The sequence below is a fragment of the Streptomyces sp. NPDC020681 genome, from assembly GCF_044334895.1.
Classification (GTDB): Bacteria; Actinomycetota; Actinomycetes; order Streptomycetales; family Streptomycetaceae; genus Streptomyces.
Map to the genome: position 1 here is coordinate 88,007 of NZ_JBIRTX010000021.1, position 15,145 is coordinate 103,151.

The 15,145-nt window shown below is 69.3% G+C and carries 10 protein-coding genes, 3 tRNA genes and 1 pseudogene; 9 read left to right on the forward strand and 5 right to left on the reverse strand.

What is annotated here, in order from left to right:
• The first annotated feature begins 70 nt into the window (after positions 1-70).
• The 5 genes from ACH4YL_RS33965 to ACH4YL_RS33985 all read left to right on the forward strand — a co-directional run bounded on the left by ACH4YL_RS33965 (position 71) and on the right by ACH4YL_RS33985 (position 7,088).
• Complete coding sequence (locus ACH4YL_RS33965) at positions 71-946, forward strand: sirohydrochlorin chelatase (protein WP_398511360.1); 876 nt, start codon at positions 71-73, stop codon at positions 944-946.
• Between the two features lie 46 nt (positions 947-992).
• The gene (locus tag ACH4YL_RS33970) at positions 993-2,378 is read left to right on the forward strand and encodes a deoxyguanosinetriphosphate triphosphohydrolase (RefSeq protein ID WP_398511361.1); all 1,386 of its coding nucleotides are present in this window, start codon (positions 993-995) and stop codon (positions 2,376-2,378) included.
• Positions 2,379-2,506: 128 nt separating this feature from the next.
• Positions 2,507-3,769, forward strand: coding sequence for an NAD(P)/FAD-dependent oxidoreductase (locus ACH4YL_RS33975; RefSeq protein WP_398511362.1), 1,263 nt, complete (start codon positions 2,507-2,509; stop codon positions 3,767-3,769).
• Positions 3,770-3,830: 61 nt separating this feature from the next.
• A complete protein-coding gene (dnaG, locus tag ACH4YL_RS33980) occupies positions 3,831-5,726 on the forward strand; it encodes a DNA primase (protein ID WP_398511363.1) in 1,896 nt (631 codons plus the stop codon).
• Between the two features lie 105 nt (positions 5,727-5,831).
• Positions 5,832-7,088, forward strand: coding sequence for an RNA polymerase sigma factor (locus tag ACH4YL_RS33985; protein ID WP_398511364.1), 1,257 nt, complete (start codon positions 5,832-5,834; stop codon positions 7,086-7,088).
• 14 nt (positions 7,089-7,102) lie between these two features.
• Here ACH4YL_RS33985 and ACH4YL_RS33990 read toward each other — a convergent pair whose 3' ends face one another.
• The 4 genes from ACH4YL_RS33990 to ACH4YL_RS34005 form a co-directional block, all read right to left on the reverse strand.
• Positions 7,103-9,025: an ABC transporter ATP-binding protein gene (locus ACH4YL_RS33990; protein WP_398511365.1), complete on the reverse strand. Its 1,923-nt coding sequence runs from the start codon at positions 9,023-9,025 to the stop codon at positions 7,103-7,105.
• Positions 9,022-10,755 (reverse strand): ABC transporter ATP-binding protein, encoded by a 1,734-nt coding sequence (locus ACH4YL_RS33995; protein ID WP_398511366.1) that lies wholly within the window; start codon positions 10,753-10,755, stop codon positions 9,022-9,024. Before ACH4YL_RS33995 ends, ACH4YL_RS33990 begins: the two co-directional genes overlap by 4 nt.
• Before the next feature lie 88 nt (positions 10,756-10,843).
• Positions 10,844-12,289, reverse strand: a complete 1,446-nt coding sequence (locus ACH4YL_RS34000; RefSeq protein ID WP_398511367.1) for an FGGY family carbohydrate kinase — start codon at positions 12,287-12,289, stop codon at positions 10,844-10,846.
• Positions 12,290-12,325: 36 nt separating this feature from the next.
• A complete protein-coding gene (locus ACH4YL_RS34005; RefSeq protein WP_398511368.1) occupies positions 12,326-12,625 on the reverse strand; it encodes a YtxH domain-containing protein in 300 nt (99 codons plus the stop codon).
• Between the two features lie 172 nt (positions 12,626-12,797).
• Here ACH4YL_RS34005 and ACH4YL_RS34010 point away from each other — a divergent pair.
• The 3 genes from ACH4YL_RS34010 to ACH4YL_RS34020 all read left to right on the forward strand — a co-directional run bounded on the left by ACH4YL_RS34010 (position 12,798) and on the right by ACH4YL_RS34020 (position 13,238).
• Positions 12,798-12,870 (forward strand) — tRNA-Asn (locus ACH4YL_RS34010).
• A 5-nt stretch (positions 12,871-12,875) separates the two neighbouring features.
• Positions 12,876-12,948: transfer RNA gene (locus ACH4YL_RS34015), tRNA-Asn, on the forward strand.
• A 213-nt stretch (positions 12,949-13,161) separates the two neighbouring features.
• Positions 13,162-13,238 (forward strand) — tRNA-Ile (locus tag ACH4YL_RS34020).
• 628 nt (positions 13,239-13,866) lie between these two features.
• On the opposite strand, the gene ACH4YL_RS34025 is transcribed toward ACH4YL_RS34020, so the two are convergent.
• Entirely contained in the window at positions 13,867-14,013 is a 147-nt protein-coding gene (locus ACH4YL_RS34025) for a hypothetical protein (protein WP_398511369.1), read from the reverse strand.
• 86 nt (positions 14,014-14,099) lie between these two features.
• On the opposite strand from ACH4YL_RS34025, the pseudogene ACH4YL_RS34030 reads away from it, so the two are divergent.
• A pseudogene (locus tag ACH4YL_RS34030) lies at positions 14,100-14,254 on the forward strand (transposase); the annotation flags it as partial.
• Between the last annotated feature and the right edge of the window lie 891 nt (positions 14,255-15,145).

Below are 15,145 nucleotides of genomic sequence, written 5' to 3' on the forward strand. Positions count from 1 at the left end.
GTGAGCCGGTGGAAAACACCCGTCACCGCCACGCAACGGCCCTGCAACCTGAGCCCGTCAGTATCTGTTCATGACGGAGTCGGCAGCACACCCACGTGAGTCCCTGCCCCTCGACACGACCGCTCAGCTGCTCTGGCGGATCACCGACCAGCTCGGCACCCAACTCAGTCATGTCTCCCTGAACGGAACCCCCAGGCGTATGACAGACCGGCCCACCCTCGTCGCCGTCGCCCACGGCAGCCGCGACCCGCGTGCCCTGCGCACCGTCACCGGGCTGCTCGACCGGGTGCGGGAGCTGCGTCCGGGCCTCGACGTCCGCCTCGGCCACATCGAGCTGAACGAGCCGCTGCTGACCGACACCCTGGCAGCACTCGAGGGGCCCCGCGCCGTCCTCGTGCCGCTGCTCCTCAGCCGCGGCTTCCACATCAAGCACGATCTGCCGGAGGCCGCCGCCGCAGTCCCCGGCGCGGACATACGCATCGCCGCGCCGCTCGGCCCGCACCCGCTCCTCGTGGAGGCGCTCCGCTCCCGGCTCACCGAGGCCGGCTGGCGCGCCGAGGACGGCACCAGCCGCAGCGCCGGAGTCGTGCTGGCCGCCGCCGGATCGCGCGACCCCGACTCCGCGGCAGACGTCCGGCGCACGGCGGAGCTGCTCAGTGAGCGCCTCGGCGGTGTGCCCGTCGTCGCCGCGTACGCCTCCGCCGCATCGCCCACCGTTCCCGCGGCGGTGCGCGCGCTGACCGCCCGCGGCCGTCACCGCATCGCGGTCGCCTCCTATTTCGCCTCGCCGGGCCTGTTCGCCACCCGCAGCGCGGCGGCCTCGCCGTGGATCGCCGCCGCACCGCTCGGCACGCACCCGGCCCTGGCCCGGCTGCTGCTCCAGCGCTACGACGAGGCCCTGAGCCCCTCGTACGCCACCGGACGGCGCGAACTCGCCACGGCCTAGCTCACCTGGTCACCCGCGAATCCCGGGCTCCGGTTACCTTCGGTGCATGGCAGGCACCACCAGCACCACTCCGTCCGGCCCCGGCGCACCCGACGAGGGACCAGGCGCCACACGCGAGAACGCGCACGGCGTCTCCGACCGCGCGTACGGGCTCCACGACGACGCGTACGACGAAACGGCGACCGCCCGCTTCGCACCCGAGCCGGACAAGCGCCAGGGCCGCACCGCCTTTCAGCGCGACCGCGGGCGGGTGCTGCACTCCTCCGCGCTGCGCCGCCTCGCCGGCAAGACCCAGGTGGTCACGCCCGGGACCCGTAACCAGGCCTGGGACGCCAGCCCGCGCACCCGGCTCACCCACTCACTCGAATGCGCCCAGGTCGGCCGGGAACTGGGCGCGGCGCTCGGCTGCGACGCCGATCTCGTCGAGGCCGCCTGTCTGGCCCACGACATGGGCCATCCGCCGTTCGGGCACAACGGCGAGCAGGCGCTCAACGACTTCGCGAAGGACTGCGGCGGCTTCGAGGGCAACGCGCAGTCGCTGCGACTGCTGACCCGTATCGAGCCCAAGCGCTTCGTCGCCGACGAACACAGCGGCGACCTGGTCAGCGTCGGCCTCAACCTCACCCGCGCCACGCTGGACGCCGCCACCAAATACCCCTGGTCCCGGGGCGGCCATCCGACGGACCCCGGCTCCGTGAAGTTCGGCGTGTACGAGGACGACCTGCCGGTCTTCGCCTGGGTCCGCGAGGGCGCGCCCGAGCACCGCAAGTGCTTCGAGGCACAGGTCATGGACTGGTCCGACGATGTGGCGTACTCGGTGCACGACTTCGAGGACGGTCTGCACGCCGGCCATGTCGACCCCAACATGCTGCTCTCCGAGCCGGAGCGCAGCGACATCTGGCAGGTGGCCATCGGACGGTACGTACCGTCGGACACCGATCCCGAGGAGCTGGCCGAGGCCCTGGACCGCCTGATCGGCCAGGAGTGGTGGCCGCACCACTACGACGGATCGGCCGTCGCACAGGCCCGCCTCAAGGACGCGACCAGCCAGCTCATCGGCCGTTTCTGTCTCGCCGCCGAAGGCGCGACCCGGCAGGCGTACGGCTCCGGACGGCTCACCCGGTACGCGGCCGAGCTGGTCGTCCCGCGCGCCACGCGCAACGAGTGCGCCGTCCTCAAGGCGGTCGCCGACCGCTATGTGATGCAGCGCGCCGAACAGGAAGCCCTGCGCGCGGACCAGCGCATTGTGCTCGCCGAGCTGGCCGAGGCCGTCACCGCCCGCGCACCCGAGACCCTCGATCCGCAGTTCCGCGCCCTCTTCGACGCCGCCGAGGACGACCGGGCGCGTGGCAGGGTGATCGTCGACCAGCTCGCATCTCTCACGGACGACTCGGCCCGCACCCTGCACGCCCAGCTCACAGCCCGACGCTGAACCGCCGGGAGAAGCCGCTGCGGCGTGTCCGGGATGACACGCCCAGGGCCACTCCCTCTTCCGCCATCACGCTCCGTGCGGGACGCTCGCTGAAGGCTGTGCAGCGTAAAGCAAAGAGGAGGCATCAAGTGGTCGACGCACATCGGACGTTCGTCATCGTCGGCGGTGGTCTTGCCGGGGCCAAGGCCGCCGAAACCCTCCGTGCGGAAGGGTTCACGGGGCGCGTGATCCTGATCGGTGACGAACGCGACCACCCCTATGAGCGACCGCCGCTCTCCAAGGGCTATCTCTCCGGCAAGGAGGAGCGCGACAGCGTCTTCGTCCACGAGCCCGGCTGGTACGCACAGGCCGACGTCGAGCTGCATCTGGGCCAGACGGTCGTCGCCGTCGACCGCGACGCCAAGTCCGTACGGCTCGGTGACGGCACCGTCCTCCACTACGACAAGCTGCTGCTGGCCACCGGCGCGGAGCCCAGGCGTCTCGACATTCCCGGCACCGAGCTGGCCGGCGTCCACCATCTGCGCCGCCTCGCCCACGCCGACCGGCTGCGTCAGGTCCTCACCGCCCTCGGCCGCGACAACGGCCATCTGGTCATCGCCGGCGCGGGCTGGATCGGCCTGGAGGTCGCGTCCGCCGCCCGCGGCTACGGCGCCGAGGTCACCGTCGTCGAACCGGAACCCACCCCGCTGTACCAGGTCATCGGCCCCGAGCTCGGCCAGGTCTTCACCGAACTGCACGGCGAGCACGGCGTCCGCTTCCACTTCGGCGGCCGGCTCACCGAGATCACCGGCCAGGACGGCGTGGTGCTGGCGGCCCGTACCGACGACGGCCAGGAGCATCCGGCGCACGCCGTCCTCGCGGCGATCGGCGCGGCCCCGCGCACCGCGCTCGCCGAGGCCGCCGGCCTCACGATGGCGGACCGGGCGCACGGCGGCGGCGTCGCCGTCGACGCGGCTCTGCGCACCTCCGACCCGGACATCTACGCGGCGGGCGACATCGCGGCCGCGCAGCATCCGCTCCTCGACGCCCGGCTGCGCGTCGAGCACTGGGCGAACGCCCTCAACGGCGGCCCGGCGGCCGCGCGCTCGATGCTCGGCCAGGAGGTCAGCTACGACCGCATCCCGTACTTCTTCTCCGACCAGTACGACCTGGGCCTGGAGTACTCGGGCTGGGCGCCGCCCGGCTCGTACGACGAGGTGGTGCTGCGCGGAGACGTCGGAAAGCGGCAGTTCATCGCCTTCTGGCTGAAGGAGAGCCGGGTGCTCGCCGGGATGAACGTGAACGTGTGGGACGTCACCACACCGATCCAGGACCTGATCCGCTCCGGCGCGCCCGTGGACCGCGAGGCCCTCGGCGACCCTTCCGTACCCCTCACATCCCTCACCGACTGAACGGACCACGAGCCGACGGGAGACCGGCGAGAGTGTCCGCGCGCCACCGTAGACTTCACGCGTGGCAGGCAGGATCAACGATGACGACGTGAAGGCGGTTCGGGACGCGGTCCCGATCGACGCCGTCGTGTCCGAGTACCTCCAGCTGCGCAGCGCCGGTGGCGGAAACCTCAAGGGGCTCTGCCCGTTCCACGACGAGAAGTCGCCTTCCTTCCAGGTCAGTCCGAGCAAGGGGCTGTTCCACTGCTTCGGCTGCCAGGAGGGCGGCGACACCATTGCGTTCGTGATGAAGATCGACCATCTCACCTTCTCGGAGACGGTCGAGCGGCTCGCCGCCACGGCGGGCATCACGCTGCGCTACGAGGAGGGCGGGTACAACCCCAGCCATCAGCGCGGCGAACGCATCCGCCTGGTCGAGGCGCACAAGATCGCCGCGCAGTTCTACATCGAGCAGCTGGAGTCGAGCGCCGAGGCCGAGACGGGCCGCAAGTTCCTCGCCGAGCGAGGCTTCGACCAGTCGGCGGCCCAGCACTTCAGCGTCGGCTACAGCCCGCAGGGCTGGGACCATCTCACCCGCTTTCTGCGCGGCAAGGGCTTCAGCGACAAGGAGCTGATCCTCTCCGGCCTCTCGCAGGAAGGCCGCCGCGGGCCCATCGACCGGTTCCGCGGCCGCCTGATGTGGCCGATCCGCGACATCTCCGGCGATGTCGTCGGCTTCGGCGCGCGCAAGCTGTACGAGAGCGACAACGGTCCGAAGTACCTCAACACCCCTGAGACCGGCATCTACAAGAAGTCCCAGATGCTGTACGGCATCGATCTCGCCAAGAAGGAGATCGCGAAGACCAGCCGAGCGGTGGTCGTCGAGGGCTACACGGATGTGATGGCCTGCCATCTCGCGGGCGTCACCACCGCCATCGCGACCTGCGGCACGGCCTTCGGCGGCGACCACATCAAGATCCTGCGGCGGCTGTTGATGGACAACGGCAGCGCCCGGGTCATCTTCACCTTCGACGGTGACGCGGCCGGCCAGAAAGCCGCGCTGCGAGCCTTCGAGGACGACCAGAAGTTCGCCGCCGAGACATACATCGCCGTCGCCCCCGACGGGATGGACCCCTGCGAGCTGCGCCTCGCCAAGGGCGACGACGCGGTCGCCGAACTGGTCGAGCCTCGTACTCCGCTCTTCGAGTTCGCGCTGCGCCAGATCGTCGCCCGCTACGACCTCGAGACTCCCGCGGGCCGGGCGACGGCGCTCGACGAGGCGGCGCCCGTCGTCGCCCGCATCAAGAACACCGGCGCGCAGCACGAGGTCGCGGTGCAGCTCGCGGGCATGCTCGGCATCCTGGACACACAGTTCGTCGTCAAGCGCGTCGCCCAGCTCGCGCGCTGGGCCCGCGACCGGGGCGGAGCGGCCCCGCAGCAGCGCCGCTCGGCCCCGTTGCCGGAATCTCCGGCCCGGGTCGGCTCCGGACCGCCGCTCAATCTGCGCAGCCCGGCCGCCCGCACCGAACGGGAGCTGCTGAAGCTCGCTCTGCAACGGCCCGAGCTGGTGTCACCGGCCTTCGACGCGTACGGCGTGGACGAGTTCACGGCCGCGCCCTATGCCGCCGTGCGCCACTGCGTCGAGCAGGCGGGCGGCGCCGAGCAGGGCCGTGCGGAAGAGCGGGAGTACCTGGCCAAGGTTCTCGACGCGGCGCCCAACGACACCGTGCGCAATCTCGTCACCGAGCTCGCCGTCGAGGTCTTCCACGGCAAGTCCATCGACGAGACGTATGCCGGCATGCAGCTCGTTCAGGTCCGGGTGCGGGCCGTGGACCGCCGGATCAGCGAGGTTCAGGGCAGTCTCACCCGTCTCGGCAGCAACGTGTCCGCCGAACAACTGGCTGCCGCGCAGAACGAGGTCTGGGTGCTCCAGCAGTACGCGCAGGCCCTGCGCGACCGTGGTGCCGACGCCCTGTAGACCGCGTCGAACCACGCTTCGGTAACCACCCGGTCACGCACCGGCCTCAAAAAGTAGCCGCACGCCCCTCGTGGCAGTGATGTGTCGTACCCCACACTGGGTGCGGTGCCTGAGTCCTCGGAGCGCGGCCGGTCCACCGACAGTGGGCCAGACACACCCGCGGATCCGCTCATCGTGTACGGGACGGAAAGCGGCCCGGCCGCCCCCGTCCCGCTGCCGCACGCCCCCGATCCGGCAGCGATCACCCTGGAGGTCGCCCCCGTGCAGACCCAGACCCTGACCGAGACAGAGGCTGTCGCGGCCGTCTCCGCGCAGGTCCCCGCGCAGAGCCGGTCCCTACACCACCCCGAGACCGTGCCCGAGACGGTCCCGGAGACCGTCGTCGAGGAAGCAGTGGAAGTACCCGACCCACCGGAACCCCGGGCCGCCGGCCGTATCGAGAGCGGCGGGCCCTCTTCCGACCTGTTCCGCCAGTATCTGCGGGAGATCGGCAGGATTCCGCTGCTCACGGCGGTCGAGGAGGTGGAGCTCGCCCGCCGGGTCGAAGCAGGTCTGTTTGCCGAGGAGCGGCTCGCCAACACCCCCGACATCGACGACTCCCAGCTCGCCGTCGACCTGGACAAGCTGGTTGTGATGGGCCGGATGGCCAAGCGCCGGCTGATCGAGGCGAATCTGCGGCTCGTGGTCTCCGTCGCCAAGCGATATGTCGGCCGCGGACTGACCATGCTCGACCTGGTGCAGGAGGGAAACCTCGGTCTGATCAGGGCCGTCGAGAAGTTCGACTACGCCCGCGGCTACAAGTTCTCGACCTACGCGACCTGGTGGATCCGCCAGGCCATGTCCCGGGCGCTGGCGGACCAGGCGCGCACGATCCGGGTGCCCGTCCATGTCGTCGAGCTGATCAACCGTGTCGTACGGGTCCAGCGCCGGATGCTCCAGGAGCGCGGCTACGAACCGACGCCCGCGGAGGTCGCCGCCCAGCTGGATCTGCCGCCCGAGCGGGTCAGCGAGGTGCTGCGGCTCGCCCAGGAGCCGGTGTCGCTGCACGCGCCGGTGGGCGAGGAGGACGATGTCGCGCTCGGCGACCTGATCGAGGACGGCGACGCGGCGTCTCCGGTCGAGTCCGCCGCGTTCCTGCTGCTCCGCGAGCATCTGGAGGCGGTGCTTTCCACGCTCGGCGAACGCGAACGCAAGGTGGTCCAGCTGCGGTACGGACTGGTCGACGGCAGGCCGCGCACGCTCGAGGAGATAGGCCGGATCTTCGGCGTGACGCGGGAACGCATCCGCCAGATCGAATCCAAGACCCTCAACAAACTGCGCGACCACGCCTTCGCCGACCAACTCCGCGGCTACCTGGACTAGGGGGAGCCCGCGGGCTACTCCACTTCTACGACCGCCTGGGCGAACTGCGCCGTGTACAGCCGCGCGTACGCGCCGTCCGCCGCCAACAGCTCCTCGTGCGTGCCCTGTTCCACGATCGCGCCGTTCTCCATCACCAGGATCACATCCGCGTCCCGGATGGTGGAGAGCCGGTGCGCGATCACAAAGCTCGTGCGCCCGTGGGCCAGTCGCGCCATCGCCTTCTGGATCAGCACCTCGGTACGGGTGTCGACCGAGCTGGTCGCCTCGTCGAGCACCAGGATCACCGGGTCCGACAGGAACGCCCGGGCGATGGTGATCAGCTGCTTCTCGCCGGCGCTGACGCCCGCGCCCTCGTCGTCGATCACCGTGTCGTAGCCGTCGGGCAGCGTACGGATGAACCGGTCGGCGTGCGCGGCCCGCGCCGCCTCCTCGATCTCCTCGCGCGTCACCGAACGGGACGACCCGTACGCGATGTTGTCCGCGATCGTGCCGCCGAACAGCCAGGTGTCCTGGAGCACCATCCCTATCCCGGACCGCAGTTCCTCGCGCGACATCTTCGCGACGTCGACGCCGTCCAGCGTGATCCGGCCGCCCGTGACCTCGTAGAACCGCATCAGCAGATTGACCAGCGTCGTCTTGCCCGCGCCGGTCGGGCCGACGATCGCGACCGTGTGGCCCGGCTCCACGCTCAGCGACAGGTCCTCGATGAGCGGCCTGTCCGGGTCGTAGCGGAAGGCGACCTTCTCCAGCGAGACCTGTCCGCGCGGCCGCCCGGCGCTCTCCGCCGGCGGGGCGTCCGCCTCCTGCTCCTCCGCGTCGAGGAGTTCGAAGACCCGCTCGGCGGACGCGACGCCCGACTGCACCAGGTTCGCCATCGAGGCGACCTGCGTCAGCGGCATCGAGAACTGCCGGGAGTACTGGATGAACGCCTGCACATCGCCGATCGACAGCGAACCGGACGCGACCCGCAGCCCGCCGACGACCGCCACCAGCACATAGTTGAGGTTGGAGACGAAGAACATCAGCGGCTGCATGACCCCGCTGTTGAACTGGGCCTTGAAACCGGCCTCGTACAGCGCCTCGTTCTGCTCGGCGAAGTCCTGCGCCGACTCGGCCTGCCGCCCGAAGACCTTCACCAGCGCATGGCCGGTGTACATCTCCTCGACATGGGCGTTGAGCTTTCCGGTCGACTTCCACTGCTGCACGAAGTGCGGCTGCGAGCGCTTGCCGATCTTTGTCGCCACGAACACCGACACCGGCACGGTCACCAGCGCGACCAGCGCCAGCAGCGGCGAGATCCAGAACATCATCGCCAGCACGGCCACGATGGTCAGCAGCGAGTTGATCAGCTGGCCCATCGACTGCTGCAGGGTCTGCGAGATGTTGTCGATGTCGTTGGTCGCGCGGCTGAGCACCTCGCCGCGCTTGGCCCGGTCGAAGTACGAGAGCGGCAGCCGCGACAGCTTGTCCTGCACGTCCTTGCGCATCCGGAACATGGTCCGGTTGATCACCCGGATCGACATCCGCGTCGACACCAGCGCCAGCAGCCCGGAGGCCACATAGAGCACGAGCGCCACCAGCAGCACCCGGCCCACGGCGTCGAAGTCGATGCCGTGACCCGGCGTGAAGTCCACGCCGGACAGCATGTCGGCGAGTCCGCCCTGGTCCCGCTCGCGCAGGCCGTCGATCGCCTGGTCCTTGGTGGTGCCCGACTCCATCTCCCGGCCGACGACCCCGGCGAAGACCAGGTCGGTCGCCCGGCCCAGCACCAGCGGCCCGACCACCGAGAACGCCACGCTCGCCACACCAGCCGCGAGCATCACCCAGAGCGTCACCCGCTCCGGCGCGAGCCGTTTCAGCAGCCGCTTGCCCGAGCCCTTGAAGTCCATGGACCTCTCGACCGGGCCCATCATCATGCGTCCACCCGGCCCGCTCATGCGGCCTCAGCCTCCGTCAGCTGCGAGAGCACGATCTCTCGGTAGGTCTCGTTGCCCGCCATCAGCTCGTGGTGGCTTCCCGTCCCCACGACCCGCCCCTCGTCCAGGACCACGATCCGGTCGGCTTCACGGATGGTGGACACCCGCTGGGCGACGATCACCACGGTCGCCTCGGCGGTCTCGCGGGCCAGCGCCGCGCGCAGCGCGGCGTCCGTCGCGTAGTCCAGCGCCGAGAAGGAGTCGTCGAACAGATAGATCTCCGGGCGCTGCACCAGCGTTCGCGCGATGGCCAGCCGCTGCCGCTGCCCGCCGGAGACATTGGTGCCGCCCTGCGCGATCGGCGCGTTCAGCCCGCCGTCGAGATCGCGTACGAAGTCGGCGGCCTGCGCCACCTCCAGCGCCTCCCACAGTTCTTCCTCGCTCGCGTCCGGCTTTCCGTACCGCAGATTGGTGGCCACGGTGCCGGAGAAGAGATACGGCTTCTGCGGCACGAGGGACACCGTCCGCGCCATCAGCGCCGGGTCGAGCTCGCGCACATCCACTCCGTCGACGAGCACCTCGCCGCCCGTCGCGTCCATCAGCCGCGGCACCAGGCCGAGCAGTGTCGACTTCCCGCTGCCGGTCGACCCGATGATCGCGGTCGTCTCGCCGGGCCTGGCCACCAGGCCCACATCGCGCAGTACCGATTCCTCGGCCCCCGGATAGCGGAACTCCACGTCCCGTACCTCCAGATGGCCGTGCCGGAGCAGTTTCCGTACGGGCTCGGCCGGCGGCACCACGCTCGAATCCGTGCCCAGCACCTCCTCGATCCGCTCGGCACAGACCTCGGCGCGCGGCACCATCATGAACATGAAGGTGGCCATCATCACGGCCATCACGATCTGCATCAGATACGCGAGGAACGCGGTCAGCGCCCCGATCTGGATCGCGCCGCTGTCGACCCGGTGCGCGCCGAACCACACCACGGCGACGGACGACACGTTCACCACCGTCAGCACGGTCGGGAACATCAGCGCCATCAGCCGGCCGGTGGCCAGCGAGACATCGGTGAGCTCGGTGTTGGCCCCGCGGAACCGCTGCTTCTCGTAGTCGTCGCGTACGAAGGCACGGATCACGCGGTTGCCGGTGATCTGCTCCCGCAGCACCCGGTTCACCGTGTCGAGGCGCTCCTGCATGGTCCGGAACAGCGGCCGCATCCGCTTCACGATCAGCGACACCGCGATGCCGAGCACCGGCACCACCGCCAGCAGCACCGCGGACAGCGGCACATCCTGGCCGAGCGCCATGACGATGCCGCCGACGCACATGATGGGCGCGGACACCATCAGCGTGAACGCCATCAGCACCAGCATCTGCACCTGCTGGACGTCATTGGTGGTCCGCGTGATCAGCGACGGCGCCCCGAAGTGCCCGACCTCGCGCGCGGAGAAGCTCTGCACGCGCGCGAAGACGGCCGCCCGGACATCGCGGCCGAGCGCGGACGCGGTGCGCGCGCCGTAGTAGACCGCGCCGATGTTGCACACGACCTGGACGAGGCTGACGGCGATCATCAGCACGCCGAGCCGGAGTATGTAGCCCGTGTCACCCTGCACGACACCGTTGTCGATGATGTCGGCGTTGAGGGTGGGCAGATAGAGGGTGGCGCTGGTCTGCAGCAACTGCAGCGCCACCAACAGGGTGATGGGTTTTTGGTACGGGCTCAGAAAGGTCCGCAGCAGTCGTATCAGCACGCGCTGTCTCTCGTCGGCAAGATCGGGGGTTCACTCCATCTTCCGACACTCCACCCCCGGAACCCCAAGGGATTAATTCAAAGCGCGGTCAAGATGTCGCGCCGAACGCTCCCGGGTGGAGCTGATCCCGCGTCGCGATGTACTGCTGGCGCACCGCCTGACCCACCGCCAGCTCCTCGCCCGCCTCGAACAGCTGCACCGCAGCGCCCTGCCAGGCCGGCGGATTCGCGGGCGAGAGGGTGCCCTGCGAGACGCCGAGCGCCCAGGATGCCTGCCGGGCCGCGCCGAGTGCCGCGTAGTCGGCGGGCTGCGGCACCACGACCTGCGCGCCGAAGATGCCGGGGGCCGCGGACTGCACGGCGGGCAGTCCGGCGGCCGCACCCAGCAGAAACACCCTGCGCACCTCGACACCACGGCCGCGCAGCACGTCCATCGCGTCGGCGAGCGAGCAGAGCATTCCCTCGAAGGCGGCTCGCGCCAGATGCTCGGGCTTCATCGACTCACGGCGCATACCGCTCAGCGTTCCGGCGGTGTGCGGCAGTTGCGGGGTCCGCTCGCCCTCCAGATACGGCAGCAGAACAAGCCCGGACGAACCGGGCGTCGACTTCATCGCCAGCGCGGACAGCTCGTCGAGGTCGTCCAGCCCCAGCAGCTCCGCAGTACCTCGCAGCACCCGTACGGCGTTGAGCGTGTGCACCACCGGCAGATGCATCCCCGTGGCATCGGCGTACGACGTAATCATTCCGCTCGGATCGGCCAGCGCCCCGTGGTGCACGGCCATCACGGAGCCGGAGGCCCCGAGCGAGACCACCGCGTCGCCGATCCCGACGCCGAGCCCGAACGCCGCGGCCATCGTCTCGCCGGTGCCGGCGGAGATCAGCAGCCCCTCCGGAGTGGTTCCCGCGGCCTCGGCAGGGCCGAGCACCTCGGGCAGCGCGCACTGGTGCCCGAGCGCCAGCTCGACCAGATCGTGCCGGTACGAGCCGGTGCCCGCCGACCAGAATCCGGTGCCGGAAGCGCCGCCGCGGTCCGTGGTCCTGCGGGGCGGCCGGCCGAGCAGCTGCCACACCAGCCAGTCGTGCGGCTGCATCACCATCGCCACGCGCTGCGCCAGCTCGGGCTCGGACCGCGCCATCCAGCGCATCTTCGCCACCGGCTGCGCGGCCCCCGGCACCGAGCCGACGGCCTCGGCCCAGGCCTGGCGCCCACCGAGCGCGTCGATCAGATCGGCGGCGGCGACCTGCGCCCGCTTGTCGTTGCCGAGCAGCGCGGGCCGTACGAGTGAGCCCTGCCGGTCCAGTGCCACGAGACCGTGCTGCTGTGCGGAGACGCCGATGGCCTGCACACCTTCGAGCAGCCCGCCGGCCGCCGCCTCGCCGAGCGAGAGCAGCCAGGCCTGCGGGTCGATCTCGATGGCCTTGGGCTCGCCGGGGTGCGGCGCGTACCCCTGGCGCAGCACGGCACCCGTGTCCGCGTCACAGACGACGATGCGCGTGAATGCAGACGAACTGTCCAACCCGGCGACTATCCCCATGACACAAGATTCTGCCGCACGTGGGAGGTGTCGGCGTCACGTGTTGGTGGTTCCCCAGTCGTCCTCGCCGCTCGCGGTCCGCTCCCGCAGGGACCGCACACGCTCGGCCACCGAGTCGGGGACCCGGTCGCCGACCTTGTCGCTCACGGCGTGGAAGGCCTTGCCGGCCGCCTCGCGGCTGTTGTGCGCGGCCGACTCGGCGGCGTTGCGCACCGCTGGATTCTGGGAGAACTCGCGTACGGACTTCTTCAGCTGCTCGTAGCGCTCGCGCCCGGCACGAGTGCCGATCACGTAGCCGAGGGCCAGTCCGACGACGAACGTGAGCTTGTACCGCATGGCTCCACCCTTCCCTTGCGTCGGTGCTGCCCGCCTACCCGTCGCTGCCCGTGATCACCCGGGGTCATACCGATTGGCGGAGCACCCCCCTGCTTGCGCTAATGTATGTGTCGCAGCGGGCGCACGCCCTCCGGGACGCCCCGGAGTAGGTAGTTCGGTGCACACGCAGCAATCCCCTGTAGCTCAATTGGCAGAGCAGCCGGCTGTTAACCGGCAGGTTACTGGTTCGAGTCCAGTCGGGGGAGCGCGATCCCCTGTAGCTCAATTGGCAGAGCATTCGGCTGTTAACCGGAGGGTTGCTGGTTCGAGTCCAGCCGGGGGAGCCGATACCGGAACAGGACCCCATGGGGGTCCTTTTTCGTATGTTCCCGATGATGCTCTGAGAAGATCCATCGGAAGATCCAACGACTCCTGGAACCGGGCAAGGGGCAGCGCAGTCCTCATGATTGCGCGTTGCCGACCATCCGAGGCAGGAGATCGTATGAGCGGCTATGCTGCGGCAGACGGCGCGCACATTTGTGCGCGACGCGCCGTTAGGGGCGGTAGCTCAGCCGGTTAGAGCAGCGGACTCATAATCCGTCGGCCGTGGGTTCGAGTCCCACCCGCCCCACCACAGTAGTGCCCTGACCTGCGGAAACGTTCTTCCTGGAGCGTTTGTACGCGAAGTAGGGCTCAACGGAGAGAATCCGCTGCTCACGTCTTTGGAGCATGCTGTTTTTCATGTTGCTCGGGGGATAAAGGGCTTCTCTGACCTGGGGTTATGTGAGCGATCAAGGTCGCTGTTGGCTGGCTCGGCTGCCTCTGTCGAGCTTGAATTCAAGATCGAGGGGACGTACAGGGGACCCGGGGGGTAGCGGTCCGCGACCCCGCCTCGTGTGCTCGGTCTGGGGTGTTCTGGCGAGTGCCCTTTGGCCGTCCTGAGGTGTTGGAGAGCAAGATCACCTTCGCGGGGCTGCTCGTCTCGGCACTGGTACGCAAGCGGGAGCCGGCGAGGGTGCTGGGCCTGAAGCGGTCCGAACTGAAATCGGTTCGTCCAGAGCCCGTCCCGACAGCATCGCGACTGCGTCCCGTTGGGTCTGGAGTCAGTGATCGTGGAGACTGGGTAGCGGTGCAGTCAACAGACCACGACCCGGAAAGGGCGGGGCCGGTACCGGGACGTGGCGAGCTTCGCGACCATGCCGTCGACCTGCCCGGAGCAGCATCCCTGCGGTGATGAGGTGTTTGCGGCCGATGTGGTCGGATCACCAGCCGGTGAGCATCTGTCCGGCGCCCCACATGACTGGGTAGAGGGCGGCGAGGATGCCGATCTGGGCGATGGACAGGCCGTGGGTGGCGAAGAGGAGGGGGAAGATGCCCCAGGCGAGGGCGTCGTTGAGGTTGTTGACCATGCCGGCCTGGCTTGCGGCGGACAGGGCTTAATGGCCTGTCCGGCGGATCATGTGATCCGTCTCGCGTTGGGCCCATTGTTCTGGTCGTGTGGCGGGGCGATCTGACAAACGACGAGTGGGCGCGACTTGCGCTGCATCTGCCGAAATCCGGGCGACGGGTGGGCGTTGGAGCGATCACCGGAAGGTGATCAATGGGATCCTGTTCCGGATCCGCACGGGTGTCCCGTGGCGGGACCTGCCGGGTCATCGGAGTGTACTTGGGACAGGATCCTCCAAGCTGTCCAGGCGATTCCGCCTGACCGCGACGCGTTTTAGCCGACGGCTGCAAGTTGTCTCAGAGGCGCACGGCGCTGTTGGCCAGTGGCGGTGGCCATCGGTGGGCTTGCCACCACCGACTCTTGTTCAGTCACGACCAAGTCGCTGCCCGAAGGCGCGAAAGCACACGGGAACAGGCCCGTAACGCGTCCTGCGTCCTCGGACGACTTCGTCCTCATCCCAGCGAGTTCGCTTGACGCAGGCATCGATGAATGAGTTCGAAGTGGCGCAGTGCAGGCACGGTCGGCCAGCAGGCAGGCGCTCGTGATCCTGGCGCCGGCGTCAGCACCGCCGCAATGGCCGTTTCCTTACGCCGACTCCAGGGTGCCGTCCTGCGAGAGAACCGACTCGTCCGCAGTCACCAGATGCCCGCAGCTCCCGCCACCCCTGCCAGAGCGTCGTGCAGCAACCGTAGCCCGGCCTCCGAGACCTGCCGCCCCGCGTATGGCCGAGCGCCTGGTGGACGCTTGACCACGTCCGAGGCGATGCCTGGCAGTTCGGCGCCCAGCCGCGAAATCGTGTTCCCAGAGCTGTGTCGGCGACGCTTGAATCGTGACCCAGTTCCGGCGCTTGGGTTCTAAGATGGATTCGCATGATCGTCGCTACTGGTCCACTTTTCAGCCGTCGCCGACAGAGCTGGAGGTGTTGGTGTGCAACGCAGGCGGACGGCCATTCGGGCCGCTGCCTCCGGGCATTGCGGTCTCTCGCAGTCACCGGCCGAGCAATTGTCAGCACGTCGCCATGCGCCTCGCCAGCCGGAGATGGATTTGGTCCTTCGTCGGCGATCAACTCGCGCGCCCGCAGGTCGACGTGAGGC